The sequence below is a fragment of the Paenibacillus sp. IHB B 3084 genome (assembly GCF_001447315.1).
Taxonomy (GTDB): Bacteria; Bacillota; Bacilli; order Paenibacillales; family Paenibacillaceae; genus Paenibacillus.
Genome location: NZ_CP013203.1, coordinates 5,206,758 through 5,226,988 on the forward strand (window position 1 = coordinate 5,206,758; position 20,231 = coordinate 5,226,988).

General features: G+C 47.9%; 13 protein-coding genes and 2 pseudogenes. 13 read left to right on the forward strand and 2 right to left on the reverse strand.

The annotated features are described in order from the left end of the window. The first annotated feature begins 6 nt into the window (after positions 1 to 6). From gyrA to ASL14_RS24420, 4 genes are all read left to right on the forward strand, one after another. Entirely contained in the window at positions 7 to 2,469 is a 2,463-nt protein-coding gene (gene gyrA / locus ASL14_RS24405; RefSeq protein ID WP_134914015.1) for a DNA gyrase subunit A, read from the forward strand. Positions 2,470 to 2,744: 275 nt separating this feature from the next. Next, positions 2,745 to 3,215 carry a MarR family winged helix-turn-helix transcriptional regulator gene (locus ASL14_RS24410; RefSeq protein ID WP_134914017.1) on the forward strand — a complete coding sequence of 157 codons (471 nt, stop codon included), beginning with the start codon at positions 2,745 to 2,747 and terminating at the stop codon, positions 3,213 to 3,215. Positions 3,216 to 3,521: 306 nt separating this feature from the next. Further along, positions 3,522 to 4,007, forward strand: coding sequence for a MarR family winged helix-turn-helix transcriptional regulator (locus ASL14_RS24415; protein ID WP_134914019.1), 486 nt, complete (start codon positions 3,522 to 3,524; stop codon positions 4,005 to 4,007). Further along, positions 3,991 to 5,493 carry a DHA2 family efflux MFS transporter permease subunit gene (locus tag ASL14_RS24420; protein WP_134914021.1) on the forward strand — a complete coding sequence of 501 codons (1,503 nt, stop codon included), beginning with the start codon at positions 3,991 to 3,993 and terminating at the stop codon, positions 5,491 to 5,493. Before ASL14_RS24415 ends, ASL14_RS24420 begins: the two co-directional genes overlap by 17 nt. Before the next feature lie 94 nt (positions 5,494 to 5,587). Here ASL14_RS24420 and ASL14_RS24425 read toward each other — a convergent pair. Both ASL14_RS24425 and ASL14_RS24430 read right to left on the reverse strand, forming a co-directional pair. Further along, positions 5,588 to 6,332 (reverse strand): annotated as a pseudogene (locus ASL14_RS24425) (RluA family pseudouridine synthase). Between the two features lie 8 nt (positions 6,333 to 6,340). Beyond that, on the reverse strand, positions 6,341 to 7,204 hold the full coding sequence (locus ASL14_RS24430; RefSeq protein ID WP_134914023.1) for a class I SAM-dependent methyltransferase: 864 nt from the start codon (positions 7,202 to 7,204) through the stop codon (positions 6,341 to 6,343). A 1,148-nt stretch (positions 7,205 to 8,352) separates the two neighbouring features. On the opposite strand from ASL14_RS24430, the gene ASL14_RS29015 reads away from it, so the two are divergent. The 9 genes and pseudogenes from ASL14_RS29015 (at position 8,353) to ASL14_RS24445 (ending at position 20,217) form a co-directional block, all read left to right on the forward strand. Then, positions 8,353 to 8,574 carry a condensation domain-containing protein gene (locus ASL14_RS29015; protein WP_250636798.1) on the forward strand — a complete coding sequence of 74 codons (222 nt, stop codon included), beginning with the start codon at positions 8,353 to 8,355 and terminating at the stop codon, positions 8,572 to 8,574. After that, positions 8,571 to 9,494, forward strand: coding sequence for a condensation domain-containing protein (locus ASL14_RS28485; protein WP_442953199.1), 924 nt, complete (start codon positions 8,571 to 8,573; stop codon positions 9,492 to 9,494). Before ASL14_RS29015 ends, ASL14_RS28485 begins: the two co-directional genes overlap by 4 nt. Positions 9,495 to 9,558: 64 nt before the next feature. Then, positions 9,559 to 9,858 (forward strand): hypothetical protein, encoded by a 300-nt coding sequence (locus ASL14_RS28490; protein WP_223264110.1) that lies wholly within the window; start codon positions 9,559 to 9,561, stop codon positions 9,856 to 9,858. Between the two features lie 91 nt (positions 9,859 to 9,949). Next, on the forward strand, positions 9,950 to 10,183 hold the full coding sequence (locus ASL14_RS28495) for a hypothetical protein (RefSeq protein WP_223264111.1): 234 nt from the start codon (positions 9,950 to 9,952) through the stop codon (positions 10,181 to 10,183). A 189-nt stretch (positions 10,184 to 10,372) separates the two neighbouring features. Continuing rightward, a complete protein-coding gene (locus tag ASL14_RS28500) occupies positions 10,373 to 12,898 on the forward strand; it encodes a condensation domain-containing protein (protein WP_237171591.1) in 2,526 nt (841 codons plus the stop codon). Positions 12,899 to 12,918: 20 nt separating this feature from the next. After that, the gene (locus ASL14_RS28505; protein WP_223264387.1) at positions 12,919 to 17,163 is read left to right on the forward strand and encodes a non-ribosomal peptide synthetase; all 4,245 of its coding nucleotides are present in this window, start codon (positions 12,919 to 12,921) and stop codon (positions 17,161 to 17,163) included. 166 nt (positions 17,164 to 17,329) lie between these two features. Next, on the forward strand, positions 17,330 to 17,641 hold the full coding sequence (locus ASL14_RS28510; RefSeq protein ID WP_223264112.1) for a hypothetical protein: 312 nt from the start codon (positions 17,330 to 17,332) through the stop codon (positions 17,639 to 17,641). Between the two features lie 26 nt (positions 17,642 to 17,667). Beyond that, a pseudogene (locus ASL14_RS24440) lies at positions 17,668 to 18,932 on the forward strand (MFS transporter). Positions 18,933 to 19,113: 181 nt separating this feature from the next. Beyond that, positions 19,114 to 20,217 (forward strand): DNA alkylation repair protein, encoded by a 1,104-nt coding sequence (locus ASL14_RS24445; RefSeq protein WP_134914025.1) that lies wholly within the window; start codon positions 19,114 to 19,116, stop codon positions 20,215 to 20,217. The last annotated feature ends 14 nt before the right edge of the window (positions 20,218 to 20,231 follow it).

Genomic DNA, 20,231 nt, shown 5'->3' on the forward strand with positions numbered 1-20,231 from the left:
GTATACATGAGCTTATCGGAGCAATTTTTGCCAGCTTTTCTGGAGGAAGTGGTCGGTGACCGCTTTGGCCGATATTCCAAATATATTATTCAGGATCGGGCGATACCCGATGTGCGGGATGGATTAAAGCCAGTACAGCGCCGGATTTTGTACTCCATGTATGATTCCGGCAACACACCGGATAAAGCGTATCGTAAATCTGCCAAAACGGTCGGAGACGTTATGGGTAATTATCACCCCCACGGTGACTCGTCAATTTACGACGGAATGGTGCGGATGGCGCAGCCTTGGAAAATGAGTCACGTACTTGTGGATGGTCACGGCAACTGGGGTTCCCAGGACGATGACCCGGCAGCCGCTATGCGGTACACGGAGGCCCGTCTGTCTCCTATCGCGATGGAAATGCTGCGTGATATCGAAAAGCGCACGGTTATGTTCAAGGATAACTTTGATAACTCGGCAAAGGAGCCGGTTGTGCTGCCTTCCCGCTATCCGAATCTGTTAGTAAACGGCTCCAGTGGGATTTCGGCCGGATTTGCGACTGAAATTCCGACGCACAGCTTACGCGAGGTCATTGACGCCAGCATTGCTGTGATGGAAAAGCCGGATATTGAGCTGGAAGAGATTATGACCTTTATTAAAGGTCCTGATTTCCCGACGGGCGGACTAATTATGGGTGGCGAAGGCATTAAAGACGCTTATCGCACAGGTAAAGGGCGTATTTATATCCGTTCCAAAACGGAAATTCAGTCTTTGCGCGGAGGTAAGCAGCAACTCGTCATTACGGAGATTCCATACCAGATTGTTAAATCAAGGCTCGTAACCGCCATGGAGAATATCCGTCTAGAGAAAAAGGTGGAAGGAATTGCCGAGGTTCGTGACGAGAGTGGACGGAATGGTTTGCGAATTGTGGTGGAACTGAAGAAGGAAGCCGATGCGGAAGGGATTTTGGCCTATTTGCTAAAAAAAACCGACCTTCAGGTGGCATACAACTTCAACATGGTAGCCATTGTGAACAAAGCGCCGCATCAGCTTGGATTGAAGTCCATTTTGGAAGCATATATTGCCCATCAACGCGAAGTTGTCACACACCGTATCCAGTTTGAGCTGGAAAAGGCGGAGGATCGCGCCCATGTACTGGAAGGTTTGGTCAAGGCGCTGAACATTCTGGATGAGGTCATTGCGGCCATTAAAGCTTCCAAAAATCGCCAGGACGCGCAAAATAATTTGCAATGGATGTTTGGCTTTAGCGAACGTCAGGCCGATTCTATTTTGACCTTACAGCTTTACCGCCTCACGAATCTGGAAATCACCACGCTGGAAAAGGAATTAAGTGAAATTCAGAAAAAAATTACGCAGTACCGTTCTATTTTGGAAAGTGATCGTAAGCTGATCAGTTTGATTCGCAAGGAACTGCTGGAAATCCGTGAGAAGTACGGCATTGACCGCCGTTCGGACATACAGGGTGAGGTTGAAGAGATTAAGGTAAATCTGGAGGTCATGGTTGGGGCAGAGGATGTATTGCTGACTCTTTCCAAAGACGGCTATGTGAAGCGTACAGGTATGTTGTCCTTCACCCGTTCCGGTGGGGAGCGCTCAGCTTCTGGCGTTAAGGAAGGGGATTATGTCACCCAGTTGCTTGATGTCAACACACTGGATGTGTTGCTCGTCTTCACTCAGCGCGGACAATATTTCTTATTGCCTGTGCACCAGGTGCCGGAGTACAAGTGGAAAGAGCCGGGAACTCCGATTGTTAACGTGATTTCGTTAACCAAGGATGATCGTATCGTGAGTGTCATTCCGATCAAAAACATTGAGGAAATCGGCAAAAGTCTGGTATTTGTAACGAAGAAGGGCCAAGTGAAGCGGACAGAGCTGACGGAATATGCAACGAAACGTTCCAGTGCTGTAGCAGCCTGCAAGGTAGCAGGGGACGATGAAGTGTTGTCGGTAACGCTAAGCGACGGCACCCGGGATATTATGCTGATTACCCGTGCAGGGATGAGCATACGATTCAAGGAGCAAGAGGTTAATGCGATGGGCCGCGTCTCGGCTGGTGTCAAAGGTATACAACTGGCGGAAGGCGATGAAATTGTCGCAGCGCTGTGGGTGGAAGAGGATGAAGGAGAAGTGCTGGTGCTGACCGAGTCCGGTTATGGCAAGCGCACGCTTCTGCTGGATTATCCTGCTCAGGGACGAGGCGGTAAAGGAATCACCACCTTTGAGTTCAAGGAAGGTAAACGAGTACGTTCAAATGGAACTCGGATCGTAGCTGCCTTCTATTGCCGTGAAGCTATTCAATTGTTTGCGATCACTGCAGAAGGACAGACGATGTCTTTCCTTTCGGAAAAAGCTCCTTTGACCGACCGCAAGGATACAGGCAAATTGCTGGCTCCTGTGGAGAAGAAGGACGAAATTGTGAATGTGCTGCCGCGTAGTGAGCCGCAGGCTTCCCAGTCTATAGAATAACAGGAAAGTCAATCGCTTTTTAGCTCGAAAAAGAGAGGTCCTCTCGTGCCATTCTGGCACGAATGAGGACCTTTTTGCCGTCATGCTGTCGAACCTTGACCACCCTCCAAAACCGAAGTGAGACTTCCTTCCCCTTTTCAATTGATGCTCCAAAAACGGCAGGAAACCGGGGCTGAATGGCGAAAATTTAATGTGATGAAATACAATCCGGACGGTGGCCCATACGGTAACTTTGATGCTTTTACTGACCCTGTTATTCAAAGGAGTGAGGCAAAATGCAAACGACCGAATTTGCGAAAATCTGGTCCAGAATGGCTAAGGATTACAAGGTTCATATGGAGCAGCAGTTGGCTCCATCATTGACTGAGGCTCAGCTTACAGTACTGGAGGTTTTGAACGAATACGGCCGTATGAAACCGTCTCAATTGATCCCGTATCTCGCAACCACACCTGCCGCGGTTACAATGCTGCTGGACCGGATGGAGCGGAATCGCCTGGTCACCCGCTTTAGAGATGTAAAGGACCGTAGAATCGTATGGATTGTTATTTCGGATCAAGGGAGAGAAGAAGCTGAACGGGGATTGCAGATAAGAGATGATTTTCTGGGCTCTGCACTAAACCGGATTTCGCAGCATAATCAAAATTTGCTGGTTTATCTGTTGGGTAAAATCACCACAAAGACGAAACCGTCTGCATCGGCAAGCGAGGCAAAGGGAGTAAAGGAACAAATAGAGCGAGCGGAGTAAGCATCTCCTCTTTAATATTCTAAATAAAAATGCGCGGATAATGCTGGCCAAAAGGGCCACACATGTCCGCGTTTTTTGTGCTGAAAAAACACATACTGTAGCTGTTATCACTTTTTTAAATGACTTGTTGTATCCTGCAAGTTTCAGTTGCTCTTTTCAATACCTATATCTGTTACAGGGGTGAATGTTGACATTTACATATAACATGATAAAATTAGTTATACATAAATAACATTTCGTATGCGAATAATTGTTTAAATATGTATATGGAATGTGAATTGGGTAATGGGAAGAAGGATGGTTCCAGTGAGTGACAGAGAGGAAGACAGACTTGAGGTGTACCGGATTATTCAGTCGGTAAGGGAGGTTAACAAAACGATATTTTATGCCTTCTGGAATGAGGAGCAGCATTTGGAACTGACAGCCGTTCAGCACATGGTTTTGGCGATTCTGAATAAACGACCCAATATCGGGTTATCCGAGCTGGCAGACATAGCCCATATGGGGTGTAGCTCCATGAGCGGGGTGGTTGATCGCTTGACCAAGGCAGGATATATCGCTCGCGGACGGCATGAGCATGATCGCAGATCCTTAGTACTGACGCTTACCCCGGAAGGAAAAGACATCATGCAAAAAGTAGACGACATGTGGATGGAGCGCGTCTTGCCCATTCTGGACATCCCGAAGGAGCATCTGGACATGGTTCTGGATATCCATAAACAAATGATAATGAAATTGACACCGAAGGGAATGAATCAACTTGAGCAGTCCTCAAATGACACTACCAGGTAATGTACGCAGAGCACCCATTGTGGCCGCTCTGTTGATTGGCGCGTTTGTTGCGATTTTAAACCAGACGTTGATAAGTGTGGCTTTACCGAAAATGATGAGTGATCTGAATGTAGATGCCAATGTGGCTCAGTGGCTTAGTACCGGCTTTATGCTCGTGAACGGGGTATTGATCCCGGTGACCGCATTTTTGATTGCGCGTTTTTCCACTCGTAAATTGTTTATTAGCGCAATGATTATCTTTTCAATCGGCACGCTGTTATGCGCTATTGCCCCGAGTTTTAGCATATTGCTGATCGGACGTCTCATTCAGGCCGCGGGTGCGGGTATTATGATGCCTTTAATGATGGTCGTTATCTTGAACATCTACCCAATAGAGCGTCGTGGCCGGGCGATGGGAACGCTGGGGATTGCGATGGGTTTTGCTCCAGCCATTGGACCAACCTTATCCGGTTATATAGTCCAGCATTATGACTGGCGGGTGCTGTTCTGGATCATCCTGCCGATTTCAGTGATTTCGATTGTGATCGGATTTATTTTTCTGAAAAATGTAACGGAGCAGTCCAAGCCTAAGCTGGACATTCCCGGTATCATTTTGTCTACTCTCGGTTTCGGCGGACTGTTATACGGCTTTAGTGATGCAGGAACATCGGGTTGGGGAAGTATTCCGGTCCTGTCTACGCTTATTGTGGGGACGATCGCGCTCATTCTGTTTATTGTTCGCCAACTGAAGGTTGATGAACCTATGCTGGAGTTCCGTATCTTCAAATACGACGTGTATAGCTTGACGACAATCATTAATGTCATTGTGACGATGGCTTTGTACGCCGGTATGATATTACTGCCGATTTATTTGCAAAATATCCGCGGCTTTTCACCGATTGAGTCCGGTATGCTGATGTTGCCGGGGGCGATTCTGATGGGGGTGATGTCTCCTGTAACCGGGGCTATTTTTGACCGGATCGGAGCACGATGGTTGTCTGTGATCGGTTTGTTGATCATGGCTGTGACAACTTGGGAGTTCACACGCTTGACCGAAACAACGACCTACATGACGCTGCTGGCTAATTATACGGTTCGGATGTTCGGGATGTCATTGCTGATGATGCCGATCCAAACGGCCGGGTTAAACCAGCTTCCGCAACGATTGAATGCGCATGGTACTGCGATGAGTAATACACTGCGTATGATTTCCGGTTCAATCGGAACAGCAATTCTGGTGACGGTGATGTCGACTCAAAGCAGCAACCGTCTGACGAATATTGTTGCATCTGAGGGATTATCTGTTACAAATAAAGCAGAGATGCTGGCAGCAGGCAACCAGGCTACGATTTATGGTATCAACTCAGCCTTTATCATTGCGACGCTGTTGAGTGTGACGGCCCTGATTTTGGCATTTTTCATCAAGAATACGAATGCTCAAAACGCTCTGCCCCGTCAGCAGTTGGTGAACAGCAAGAAAGGGCAGTCTGTGGTCTCCTCGTCGTAAGGGCGGGAGGACTATCAGATTTTTAACAAAAAAGAACCGGCAATGCATGTTTGTTTGATTACATGCATTGCCGGTTCTTTTTGTATATGCCTGCTCAATGCTCAGCTTTGAGCATACTTTCATAAAGCGATTTGGGCCACTCACTCCATGGGAATTGGGCTGGAGGGAACGAGTGGAAGCTCATGTTCTCCTTGCTAACAGGATGAGGTGCTCCAGCAAGCAGAGACCAGAGTGCCAACTGTTGACCCGGACGGCTCAGGTTGCCACCGTATTTTGATCCCCGTATAGAGGACAGCCGATAGTCTGCATCTGTACACGAATCTGATGCGAGCGTCCGGTGTGTAGCTCAATTTGTACAAGACTGAGTCCATCTGCTTGTCCAAGCACTTGGTACTCTAAAATGGCCTCTTTGGCCCCAGCCGTACCGGGACGAACTGCCTGAACCGTGTTAGTGCGGCTGTCCTTAGCAGATGATGGGTCAGACGGCCTTGTGAGGCCGCGGGAACACCGTTTAGAACCGCTGCATACATCTTGCGGAAACTACGGTCTCGAACCGACTCTGACAGCCGAGAAGCGGCTTTGGACGTCTTGGCAAAGATCATGGCACCGCCTACAGGCCGATCCAGTCTGTGAACCAGTCCTAAAAAGACATTACCAGGCTTATCGTGTCTGATTTTGAGGTCTTCCTTGAGTAAAGACAGCAGATCAGGATCACCGCTGGCGTCTTCTTGTGTCGGAACGTTGACAGGCTTTACAACGGCCAGAACATGGTTGTCCTCATATAGAACAGGGATATTCGGCTGGGCATGCCCGTGCCGGGTAAGTTCATCTGGAGTCATAGGAGGAATTAAGCCTCCCAGCGTCCGAGAATACCACAAGGCAGATTCAGCCCCGAGCGGGTAATCGGCAATCCGATTTCACCAGCGCTGATTTGACCGCCATACTTTTGTTGCATCGTCATACTCAGCATGTTGCGCAGTACGGTAGGCGAAATCCCTGTGGTATAGGAGTTAATTAGCATGAACAACGGTTGATCGGAAATGATGCTCATGCAGGATTCCAGAAACGGATACAGGCTTTCTTCCAGCTTCCATGTTTCTCCGTTTGGTCCCCGCCCGTAAGAAGGAGGGTCCATAATGATCGCATCATATCGGTTTCCCCGGCGTTGCTCCCGCTGTACGAACTTGAATACGTCGTCTGTGATGAAGCGTACCGGACGGTCGGCTAAACCGGACAATTGCACGTTTTCCTTCGCCCATTGCACCATGCCTTTGGCCGCATCGACGTGGACAACACTTGCTCCAGCATACGCTGCGGCAGTAGTGGCTCCCCCAGTGTAGGCGAACAGGTTCAGTACCGAAATCGGTCTGCCTGCGCTTTTGATTTTATCCATCATCCAGCTCCAGTTCGCTGCTTGCTCCGGAAAAAGACCGGTATGCTTGAAGCTGGTCGGTTTAATGTGGAATTTAAGCGGCCCGTAGCTGATCGTCCAACGCTCGGGAGTAGGCTTCTTCATATCCCAGCTGCCGCCCCCGGAGGAACTGCGGTGGTAATGTCCATGAACATCGCGCCACTCGGCTGTTTCCTGGGACAAAGGCCATATAATTTGCGGATCAGGCCGACGCAGGACAATATCGCCCCAACGCTCCAGCTTTTCGCCGCCGCCTGTATCCACTACCTCATAATCTTTCCATTCTTGTGCTACATACATGTACAATCCATCCTTCAGCATTCAATTCAGGATTCCGGCAGTCCTCTGCACAAAAATCCCCATATGGAGTCTATTGTACAACAAACCTCAGCAACAATCGAATGATTCCATGGAGAAGCTGGTATTGACCGTTATAGGTCCCAGCATTTTTTGTCGCTTTATGGCGGTTAGTGATGTGCAAATATTTGTTATGTTGCAGAATTGTTTATTTTCCAAATAATTTATATTAAAGAAATTTAAAAATCATTGACATTTTCGAATTTATATTTATGATATTAATTAATTGTTATATCTATAGTGTTTCTTAGTGAACACAACAACTTTTTTCACCTCGATGTTATCTTATTAATCTCATCTATGATACTGAAATCCTTAGTTCTAAATCTAAGGTTTCAGCCTACTCCCGGTTTTACCTACTTCTATGAACACACACTTCAATTTGAAATATTTTACTCACACCCTGAAATACTTTTCGATCATTTATTCTATTTTAAAGCTGTTTTTTATTAAATTTGTTTTTTGTCGGTAATAATGATTTTCGTAAAATATTTATGTTTCGCAATATCACTTGTGGGCGGAAAGGGGTTGGGTATGAATTACAGGTCATGTCCCAGTGCCTATTGAATTGATATTTAAACCAACAGGCAATCATGCAGTGTGATAAATTTTGCAAAGGACTGATCTCGCCGTTGACACTTTTATCAGCCAACTGCGCTTAGGGTTAAATAAGTGTCTGAGCATGAATAACTCAGCTTGCTGCCCAACTTAGAATTCAAATTTTCTCAATTCTATTAAACCTGATAAAGCGGCTAACTTCGATTTGTCGAGTTTATGTGTGGAGAACCGCACAGGAAATTGAAAATGAATCCTCTGTTTGTTCTATGATCGGAATGCATAACTGGCGCGCACAATAAAACAGTTCCTTCTCCAAAACCCAATGTTAAATATTACTCGTCACGGTCTGAATCTGTCCGTTTAGGATTCGATACCGACAGACGGTAGAACAGGTCATGGTAGGACAGGTCATCAAAGCTCGAAGATATGAAGCAATTTTATGAAAACCTATAATTATTCGCCCGAGGGGGAAATACGATGAGTAAAGCCTTGAAATCGAAAAAGTGGCTAATTTAACGCCTTTGCAGGAGGGGATGCTCTTTCATACGGTGATGGAGCCGGAATCACAGGCGTACTATGAGCAAGTACGAATGACCATCCGGGGTGAACTGAACCTGGAGGCTCTGCAAAAGAGCTTCCAGGCCCTGGTACAGCGTCACGAAACGCTTCGTTCGAATATTTATCATAAAAGTGCCTCCCGCTCGCGGCTCATCGTGTTAAGGAGCGGAATCCAACGCTTCATTACGAGAATTTGACGGATATTCCCGAGGCAAAGCAGGCTGAAGCGATTCGAAGCTACGCAGTCGCAGACCGAAGCCATCGGTACGATCTGAGCAAGGATTTGCTCATCCGTCTGGCTGTGCTTCACACCCAAAAGGATGCATATACGCTACTTTTAAGCTTTCATCATATCATTATGGATGGCTGGTGCCTTGGTATCGTCATGGACGAGCTGTTCGCGGCTTATGAAGCACTGAAAGCGGGGAAACCCGTAGAACTGCCAACACCGCAGCCCTATACTGGCTATGCTCGCTGGCTGGACAAGCAGGATAAGGAGGCGGCGAAGGAATACTGGCGGTCCATCCTGAACGGCTATGATCAGCCAGCCGTGCTGCCAACCCTGCCTGTAGCCCATCCGCTCCAGGCAGCTACCGGGTACTTACTGCATGAGCATAAAATAACACTCACGGATGAAACCACCTGTCAATTGCGTACGGTGGCTGAACGCAACGGAACGACCCTGAGCAGTCTATTTCTGGCTGCATGGGAGTCGTGCTTGGAGGATACAACCAAAGTGAAGACGTTGTCTTCGGCACCGTTGTTTCCGGTCGACCACCGGAGCTTGAAGGTGTGGAACAGATGTTGGGACTTTTCATTAACACCATACCGATACGAATCAAATTGGATGCAGATCAGCCATTTCAGGTCTGCTTGTGAAGTGCAGCGCAGCGCGGTTCAATCCCGGGCATATGACTATTTTCACTCGCTGAAATCCAGCCCAGTCAGCGCTCAAGCAGCAACTCATGGATCATTTGTTGTATTTGAAAATATCCGCTGGAGGATATGGTTGGCCGGCCGGATTGAAGGAACGCTTGGATTCGTCGTGGAGGACGCCCACTGTCCGAAGAAACACCTTACCCCTTCAACATCGAAGTGGAGGACGGAAAAGCGCTGAGCTTTATGCTGTCCTACAACAACTATGTCTACAGCGATGAAGCGATGACACGGTTAGCCGGCATTTGGAGCATACACTCGTTCAGATTGCACGTACACCAGAAATCCTGCTGCGGGACATTCGTCTGCTGACCGCTACAGAAGAGGCAGACTCACCCAGTATGGAGCGGACCATTGCCGACTATCCTGCCGGAACGTTTCATGGAATATTCGAAGCGCAGGCAGAACGTATCCCGGAACAGACGGCTGTCATCTACGAGGATACCGAACTGACCTATCATGAGCTGAATGAGAGGCCAATCTGCTGCTCAAGCTCTACAAAGCCGTGGGGTCCAACGCGAACATCTCGTCGCCGTGATGCTTGAGCGTTCAGCAGACATGATTATCGCTGTGTTAGGGATTTGAAGGCGGGAGCGGCCTACGTACCTGTCGATCCGACCTACCCGAAGGAGAGAATTGCTTACATGCTTCAGGACAGCGGGCTACTATTATGCTCACGCAGTCTTCCTGACTGAACTACTGGCGGATGTGGATTTTGCAGGTGAAGCGCTGGACTTGCCAGGATTACTTCAACAAGCTTCACAAGGGAACCATTCCCATCAGCAAGCGTCAACTACACACCTATCCATGATCCTGAGGCTTTGGCTACGTCATTTACACATCGGAACGACGGGAACGCCAAAGGCGTGATGATCGAGCACGCCATTACGTAAATACGGCGTGGGCTATAGAGAGGCTCACCAGTTAAAAGAGTTTCAGGTCAAGCTCTTCAGATTGCCAGTATGTCATTCGATGTCTTTGCCGGTGATCTGGCCAAGACATTCGTAAACGAGGCACCATGTCATTTGCCCGCAGGACGTACGTAACGATCCTCCGGCCTTGGCCAAAGTACTTGAACAGCACGAAATTACGACGTTTGAAGTTCCGCCTGCCTTATTAACGTTACTTATGGACTATGTGTATGAACACGGTACAGATGTCAGCGCTATGAAGCTGCTCACTACAGGCGCAGACAGCTTCGGCGTTGAAAACTACCGGACGCTTTTGAATCGATTTGGCGATACAATGCGCATTATTAACACCTACGGTGTGACCGAAGCGGCTATTGATTCCAGCTTTTATGAAGAAACGGCGAAACGCCTGCCTCCATCCGGTATCGTCCCGATTGGAAAGGCGTTGCCGAACCATAGAGTGTATATCGTGGATGAGGCTTTGCGTCCGCTCCCCATCGGCGTATCCGGAGAATTGTGTCTTGGCGGCGCTTCTGTAGCTCGAGGTTATCTGAACCGCCCTGATCTGACGGCGGAAAAATTTGTACCGAATCCTTTTGTGAGTGGAGAGCGTCTGTACCGCACCGGAGATCTGGCCCGCTGGCTACCGGATGGCAACATTGATTTCATCGGCCGGGTTGACTTTCAGGTAAAAATTCGTGGTTACCGGATCGAGCCGGGTGAAATCGAGTCGGCCCTACTCCAATTGGATGAGGTACGCCAAGCGGTGGTCACGGATAGAACGGACAACACCGGACAAAAGTATTTGTGCGCCTACGTGGCAGGCACAACCGACAAATCCTTCCTGCGGACAGAGCTTGCGAAACAGTTGCCTAGCTATATGGTACCTGCACATATTATCGTGCTGGATCAATTGCCTTTGACCCATAACGGTAAAATTGATCGACGTGCGCTTCCAGAACCCGAAGATTTTGTGTTGACCGACGTCGAGTATGAAGCTCCGCAGAGCGAGCTGGAGCAAACACTCGCTTCCATCTGGGAGGAAGTCATTGGCGTTAAACCGATTGGCCTGCGTAACAACTTTTTTGAGCTTGGCGGGGATTCGATCAAAGCACTACAAATTGCAGCCCGGTTGAATGCGAAGGGCCTCAAAATGGACATGAAGGATTTGTTCCGTTATCCGCAGATTGATCTGATCGCTCCTTATATTAAAGAAGTAATCCGGAGCATCCCGCAGAGGGCAGTACAAGGTGCAGTGGAGCTGACACCGATCCAATGGGAGTTTTTTGAGCATCATCGAACAGAACGTCATCATTACAATCAGGCAGTCATGCTCCAGAACGCCGAAAGATGGAACGAAACCTGGCTGCGAAGCGCCGTAGACAAGCTGACCACGCACCATGATGCCTTGCGCATCACCTTTGATGAGCGTGAAAAAGAACCTGTCGCCTATAACAGAGGCACAGCCGAAGGTGAACGCTTCACATTGGAAAGCTACGATTTATCACATGCTGACCAGCCTGAGAAAGAAATCGCGCAGCTCGCTGACGCGTTACAAAGCTGCTTTGATTTGCGCAACGGCCCGCTTGTGCGTTTGGCTTTATTCCGGCTACAGGAAGCCGATCATTTGTTAATCGTCATTCATCATCTTGTCGTAGATGGTGTGTCGTGGAGAATCCTGCTGGAAGACTTGGAAACAACCTACCAACAGTTAGCTAACGGTGAAAAGCTACAGCTTCCCGCTAAGACCGATTCCTACAAGGAATGGGCAGCACGCCTGTCCAAGTATGCGCAAAGCGCACTGGCGCGTCAGGAAATCAGCTATTGGAATGCGGTAGAAGCTCGTGAAATACTTTCGCTGCCAAAAGATCATGAGGTGCCAGTTAGCCTGATCCGTGACGGTCGCCAATCGGAAGTAACACTCAGCCGGGAAGAAACCGAGAACCTGCTGAAACACGCGCACCATGCCTACAATACAGAAACAAATGATATTTTACTGACGGCGCTAGGGCTGGCTTTCCGGGAATGGGGTGGACATGCTGAAATTGCAGTTCAGGTGGAAAGTCATAGCAGAACGGAATTGATTCAAGACATAGACGTTTCCCGCACAGTAGGCAGGTTTACGTCCGTGTATCCGTATGTAGTAGACGTGAGCAAGCCCGAAGATTTGGCCTATCAGATCAAGCTGGTTAAGGACAATTTGCGACGTGTACCCAACAAGGGTGTCGGATATGGCATTTTACGCTACTTGACCGACAGGGAGCAGCAGGATAGGGCAACTCTTTTTTCTGCCAAGCCACCTGAGATCAGCTTTAGCTTTGACGGAGAAGCCAGAGAAGGTACGACATGGCGCACCTCGACACTATCCACGTTTGCTGGTACTGAAATTAGCCCTCTGACTGAAAAAGCGCCCAGCTTTGATATTCATGGTGCGGTGGCTGATGAAAGACTCCGCATTGTATTCGAATACAATGCACGTGAATATGAAGCATCGACGGTGGAGCGACTTACAGCCAGCTTTAAGAATCATCTGATCGAACTTATTCGCCATTGCTGTGCCAAGGATACAGCAGAACAAAGCCCGACGGATTTTACATATGGGCAATTGTCTCTGGGCCAGTTTGAAAATATTGCAAATCGCTTGACAGATAAGCTGTTAAACCAATTGAAATGAGGTGAATTTTTTTGAGCCAAGTGAAAATTAAAGACCTCTATCCGCTATCCCCGATGCAGGAGGGAATGCTATTTCATTCCATACTTGATGAAAAGTCAGAGGCTTATTTCGAACAAACGATCATTACCATTCATGAAGCTATGGATTCCAACCTAATCAGCGGAAGCTTACAAAAGCTGATTGACCGCTATGATATTTTCCGTACGGTATTCATGTATAAGGAGACGGAGCGCCCGCTTCAGGTTGTACTGGAGGAACGGTCAGCTACCCCTGTCCATACCGAAGATGTGCGTAGTCTACCGGATGCGGAAAAGCACAGACGACTTCAAGCCATTTTACAGGAAGAGCGGCAGAGAGGTTTTGATCTGGAGAAGGAGGTTCTCATTCGGTTAGCGCTTGTACAGTGGGATGAGGATACCTCCAAGCTCATCTGGATCTCTCATCATATTATTATGGACGGCTGGTGCATGCGGACGGTAGCCAAAGATTTTTTTGATATTTACACATCACTTCGGGACGATACTCCTTTAAAATTAGAGCCTGTCTATCCATTCAGCAGCTTTATTCAGTGGTTGGAAAGACAAAACAAAGAGGAAGCAGCAGCTTACTGGAAACAATATGTGACTGATTTTGAAAATGAAACCGTCGTGCCCGGATATACTCGACCCGTCGATACGTCGTTTCAGGCAGAACAACTCATATGCACATGGGGAAAGCAGCTGACCCAAGGCATGGAACAAATCGCCAAGCAAAACCGTGTCACAGTCAGCACCTTATTTCAAACCGTTTGGGGCTTATTACTACAAACGTACAACAACAGTAAGGACGTCATTTTCGGGTCCGTTGTATCGGGCAGACCTGATGAAATCCCCGGTATTGAAAATATGGTCGGATTATTCATTAATACCATACCCGTACGTATTAAAAGCTCCGCTGAACAGCGGTTTTCCGACTTGCTTGCGTCTGTACAGGATTCCTTGATGGAGTCCAATCGGTATTCCTATTTTTCCTTGGCTGATATTCAAGCCCATAGTGTACTAAAACAAAACCTGATCCGGCATATTGTCGCTTTTGAAAACTTTCCCGTTTCGGAAGAGCTTACGGACTTGGAAAAAGACCCTAAAGCCCTCCGTGTTGGTGAAGTAGAGGATATTGAACAGACCAACTATGATTTGAATGTAATCGTCATGCCTAGCCGGGAGCTGGAAATCAAATTTAGCTATAACGCGCTGACGTATAACAAAAATGCGATCAAACAATTGGCTGCTCACCTCATCCAAATGATGGAGCAAGTTATTCAAAACCCAAATATCCGGGTTTCGGAGATTGATCTTTTGACAGCGGAGGAAAAACAGCAGATCTTGTTTGATTTTAACGATACACGGAGACCGTATCCATCGGACCACACCATACATCACGGCTTTGAAGAACAGGCAGAGAAAACACCGGATGCAGTAGCCATTGTATTTGAAAATCGTGAGCTGACCTACCGCGAATTAAATATAAAAGCTAATCAACTGGCCTCGAAGCTGCGGAAACTGGGTGTTACGCCGGATACCATCGTAGGTATTTTGACTGAACGTTCACCAGAAATGATTATCGGTATTCTTGGTATCTTGAAGGCGGGTGGAGCCTATTTGCCACTGGAGCCTTCTTATCCGCAAGAACGGATTGCGTTTATGATTCAGGATAGCGGTAGCGAAATTCTGCTAACCCTATCCGACAAGGGAAAACAGATGAACACTTTCGATTTTTTCGGTACTGTTCTGGATCTGGCTGACATCAGCTCCTACGATTCCGACGACTTCATTTTTTCCGAATCGACAACGGCAGACGATCTGGCCTATGTCATGTATACATCCGGCTCGACCGGGCGTCCCAAGGGTGTCATGATTGAACACCGGAATGTCATACGACTGGTGAAGAACACCAATTACATGCCATTTGCCGAGAACGAACGCATTTTGCTGACCGGGGCCCTCGTGTTCGATGCCTGTACCTTTGAAATTTGGGGAGCTTTGCTGAACGGATTGCGCTTATACATTGTACCGGAATCCGTAATCTTGGATGCTGTTCAGCTTGGTGAAGCGCTGGATCGATATCGTATTACAACGATATGGCTGACATCGCCCTTGTTTAACCAACTCGCTCAGCATAAACCAGATCTCTTTGCTTCGCTAAAGCACCTGCTGGTGGGCGGGGATGTGCTTTTACCTGCGATCATTAATACGGTTAGAGCACATTCTCCGGGACTGAACGTTATCAACGTCTATGGACCCACGGAAAACACAACATTTTCTACTTATTTCCCGATTGATAAGGAATATAACAGCATTCCTATTGGTCGTCCAATTGGCAATTCAACTGTTTATATTATGGACTCTTGGAGCAGGCTGCTGCCTATTGGTGCTCAGGGAGAAATATGTGTTGGCGGGGATGGTCTGGCGCGTGGCTATCTGAACAGGGATGATCTGACCCAGCTAAATTTTGTCCCTAATCCATTCATTCCGGGCGAAAAAATGTATCGGACAGGTGATTTGGGCAGATGGCTACCGGATGGCAATCTGGAGTATCTCGGACGGATAGACCAGCAGGTTAAAATCCGCGGATATCGTATTGAAGCTGGGGAAATTGAAACCCAGCTCATGAGACATGATGCAGTTCAGCAGGCGCACGTAGCGGTAAAAAGCACGAAGGATGGTCAAAAAACGCTCTGTGCTTATATCTCAACCGATGTACCGCTATCTATGAGTGATATGAAGACCCATTTGACTGGCCAGTTGCCGGATTATATGATTCCTGCCCAGTATGTGTTCCTGCCGGCGTTTCCTTTGACGACGAACGGTAAAATCGACCGCCAAGCATTGCCTGAGCCAGAAATGACCAGCGGTTCCGATATGGAATACGTTGCTCCAAGAAATGAAGTGGAACAACAGTTGGCGAACCTGTGGCAAGCAGTGCTTGGCGTTGAAAAGGTCGGCATTGACGACGGCTTTTTCGAGCTTGGAGGTCACTCATTAAAGGCCATTCAACTGGTATCCAAAGTACAGGAATCGAACATTCCTCTAGATATACATCAATTGCTTCAATATCAGACGATAAGAAGCTTGTCCGATCTTTTACAACGTGGTGAAGAGAGCGGAGTGAACACGGATACGCTCATTGCGAAAGCTCAGGAGGTTGAGCGGGCTATTGCCGAAGCGTTTGGTGTACAGGTCTTGCTTCAGTCCGTATCCATCGATAAGCAAAACTATTTGTTCCTGCAAGTGGAGCCTTTTCACGCAGAACAAGTTCAGGAAATCTCAGAATTTATCCAATCTCATATCCATCCAGACCTGCACCCGCATTATATCGTCCGCTGGGGAACCGACGAACCAGATAGAGTTCTCGGAGCTATACCGACAAACGAAGAACAAGAAACCTTACTTAAACAACAGGCCGATGTATGGCTTGCCAGCATCGCTGAGTTAAATACAGACTGGAATACCAATATGCTAAGTCTGAATGCTATTGGGCGCTATCCGCTTGCACCAGCTCAGCAGTACCATTTGCGGCATTTTACAGGTTCGGGTATGGTTGTGCAGTTAGATAGCTACTTGGATACCGGACGTTTAACCGTAGCGGTTCAGCGGCTTCTTCAACGCCATGAATTGCTGAGAAGCGTACTTGTTCAATCGTCCGGAACATGGGAATGGGAGCTGCGTCCAGCGCCAGAGCCAGAGCATCTTTCTTTACCGACTGTTGATCTTTCGGGTTATCCGGTGCAAGCACAACGCAGGCTGCTTTCATCCATCGCTTCTAACCTATTTTTAGAATCGTATGAACTTACACAGTCGTTGCAGTACCGGATCGTCCTGATTCGCTTAAATTTGCGGGAACATCTGCTGTTGTTTCCTTGCTCGCACATCATCTTTGATGCTACGAGCAGTGACATCCTGCGCAGACAACTCCTTGATGAATATCATCGTCCGCAGCAGGAACATGCGACAGAAGAGGTGCAATACCGGGATTATGTAAAACATATCCGTCAAGGCCCTCAAGGAATCAGAGATCAGGAAATCAGCGAGCAATTCAAACTTCAGACGTTTGGTGAGAATAATGATCGTATCCATGCGCTGACCGAAGAACACAACTATGGGGACACTACCAGATATCGTTGGGAGCTGAATGTAAGCGACATTTCAGAGCAGCACGGCGCTGCGAATATATGGATATTTCACTTCAATTGGCTGTACGTTTTTCAGCAGCTATTTCCAACTCTCTGATGTTCCGCTTTGGCTTACTAATTATGGAAGACAATATGGCGACCGAAACTATTTTGGAACCGTAGGCGAGTGTATTGATCATATACCCGTTGTACTGCAGGAAGATGACACTGAATCCTATGAAAAGAGTATCCATACCCACCTGGACTTTGCTGCACGCTATCATTTGAACTTTTTCAATCTGATCTTCAATGCTGAAATGGAGAAAGCTTACCCGGTATCCAGTAGCATTTTGAAAAAGGGACTTGAACAGCTGCCTATCGTATTCAACTATTTGGGTGAGGGACGAGAGGATGCAGAATTGCTCGACAATCTGCATATCGAAGGCACACAGGCTAACGTCAACAAGGTTATTTTCTTTGAGTCAGAGCATGTAGGGAATATTCTGAAAATCTCACTTACCATTCCGTATGAAGAGAACGGCCAGTATATCCATCAAATCTTCCAAGCTGCTAGTGACAGGCTCTTAACGCTTTGACCATTTCGCAGTAAGGAGATGAAGATGTGAATCAATTGTTTAAGGATCGTCGTTTTATCCGTTTCTTTGCTTCCCGTACTTCTGCCAACATTGCGGACAGCATTTATTCTATCGTCCTGCTGTATTTTGTACAGCAATCGACACAGTCGGTGGCGATGACCAGCTTCACGTATACGGCCGTATCTGCGGCGTCGATTTTCAGCTTTCTCGTGGGTCCTTTGGTGGATCGCTATTCACCGCCTTTGTTGGCCAGTATCGCCTTGTTTACGCAGGCTGTGCTCATTTTGGCTGTCCCGTTTCTCATTCAGGACGGGATGGTTAATCTGGTCGCTATCCTTGTTATTGTTTTTATTGCATCTTGCTTCTCTACACTGTTTTATCCGGCCAACAGTAAAATGCTGCCGCAACTGGTAGGCTCGCCGGATTTGATTGTCCGGGCGAATTCCATGATTTCGTCGACGGATCAGGTGATTAATATCGCCGGGTATCTGGCTGGAGCCTCGCTCATTATCGCCATGGGGATGAAAAACACGTTTTTTCTAGCCAGCGCAATGCTGTTTCTGGCAGGCTTTGTGTATATCAGGCTCAGCAAGCAAATCGATGCTCCTGCGATGGAGGACACGAACGGTAAAGGTTCACTGAAGCTGGGATACTATCTGAGGGAGCTGAAAGAAGGATATCTTTTTGTAAAACGGCACACCTTCCTGAGAATTATGCTTCCGTTCTTTGCCCTGACGAACTTTTCGATGGCCATTTTAATTATTGCCATACCTTCCATTGCGGTATCCTATGGCTCACCGATCTATTACAGCTTACTGTATGTGGCCTATTTTATCGGTATTTTTGTCGGTTCCTTTCTGGTCAGTGTATTGAAAAAGAACGGCATCACCATTGCGGTCTCCTGGGTAGCCATGGGGCTGGCGATCTACGTGTTTTCCCTTGTGCCGGAGATGTGGATGAAGCTGCTGGCCGCCCTGTTACTAGGTATTTTACAGGCATCATCAATGTACTGCAAACGTCCTTGATTCAAATTATTACCCCGCTGCCGTTAATGGGACGGGTGGCATCCTTTCTAAACACCCTGTCGAGCGCAGCCCTGCCATTAGGAGCCTTGATTGGTGGTGCGTTAGCTTTACGGTTTGCTCTGAGCGAGGTGCTGTTTTTCAGCGGACTGATTACCGCATTGTGCGGCTTGATCATGTTTCTGGTCAAGGATATTCGCCAGTTTGAGATTCCTTCAGAGGAAATTGGAAGAGTAACCCCAACTTCCGTTACTGAGGACATAAGCTAGAGCTTGATCCAAATTCATAAGCTACGCATGCAAAATGCCAGGCCCTCATCACAGGGCTTGGCATTTTTAGTATTTCTGGCTCTGGAACGGTTTTGGTGCTGGTGTTGGAGCGTCGTTTATAGTTATCATAGACGAAGGTATGAATCTATCGTTTACATTCGGATACAAAAGGAGATACAAGATGGCTGAACCTTTAAAAAATATATACACAGAGGATTTTCTTCGCCTTTTCGGTGAAAGAGTACAAACGGCGTATAGCTCGTTTGATACCCAGAGATTTATCCATCAAGTCATGGACGAATCGTGGAATGAGCTGGAGCTAAAAGCCCGGATGCGGCGGATTTCACTAACATTGGGGACGTTCTTGCCCAGTCGTTATGAAGAAGCCTTGGCTGTCCTTTTTGCTATAGACGAGCATTGCAGCGGTTTCCCGTACTTATTCTTTCCGGATTTTGTGGAGGTGTATGGGCAGGGGGAGGAGCATTGGACGCTTTCCATGGAAGCGCTGGAGCGTTTCACACAGAAGTCATCTGCGGAGTTTGCCGTCAGACCCTTCCTGCTGCGCGAACCGGAACGGATGATGCGCCAGATGACGGTCTGGGCGGGGCATCCAAGCGAGCATGTCCGCCGTCTTGCCAGCGAAGGCTGTCGTCCACGACTGCCGTGGGGGCAAGCGTTGCCCATATTTAAGCGCGATCCCGCTCCAGTATTGGCCGTGCTGGAACTGTTAAAAGCCGATCCCTCACTGTATGTACGTAAAAGTGTAGCCAACAACCTGAACGACATCGCCAAGGACCATCCCGAAGCAGTCATTGCAACAGCTCAACGATGGAAAGATATGCATCCCCACACCGACTGGATTGTACGCCACGGCTGCCGGACCCTGATTCGCAAGTCCAGCCCCGAGGTGATGACACTGTTCGGCTATGCCGAAGAAACGAATGGGTCCCCGTTAGTCACGGAAGCGTCTTTTACTGCCGATCCGGCTGTGTTAAAGCTCGGTGATAGCAGTGAGCTAAGCTATGCGCTTCAACTTCGGGGAGGTGACCCGGTGCGAGTTCGCATCGAATACGGAATCGACTTTGTGAAGGCAAGAGGACAAGTCTCGCGTAAATTATTTTTGCTTTCCGACAAAAACGTACCCGGAGGAACCCGTCTTACAGGTACGCGAACACACCGTTTCGCAGACCTGACGACCCGCCGCCATTATCCAGGCGCACACCGTATTACACTGCTTGTGAACGGACAGGAAGCTGCATCTACGGAAGTGGAACTCCAGTTTTAAAAGCTCTATAGCAG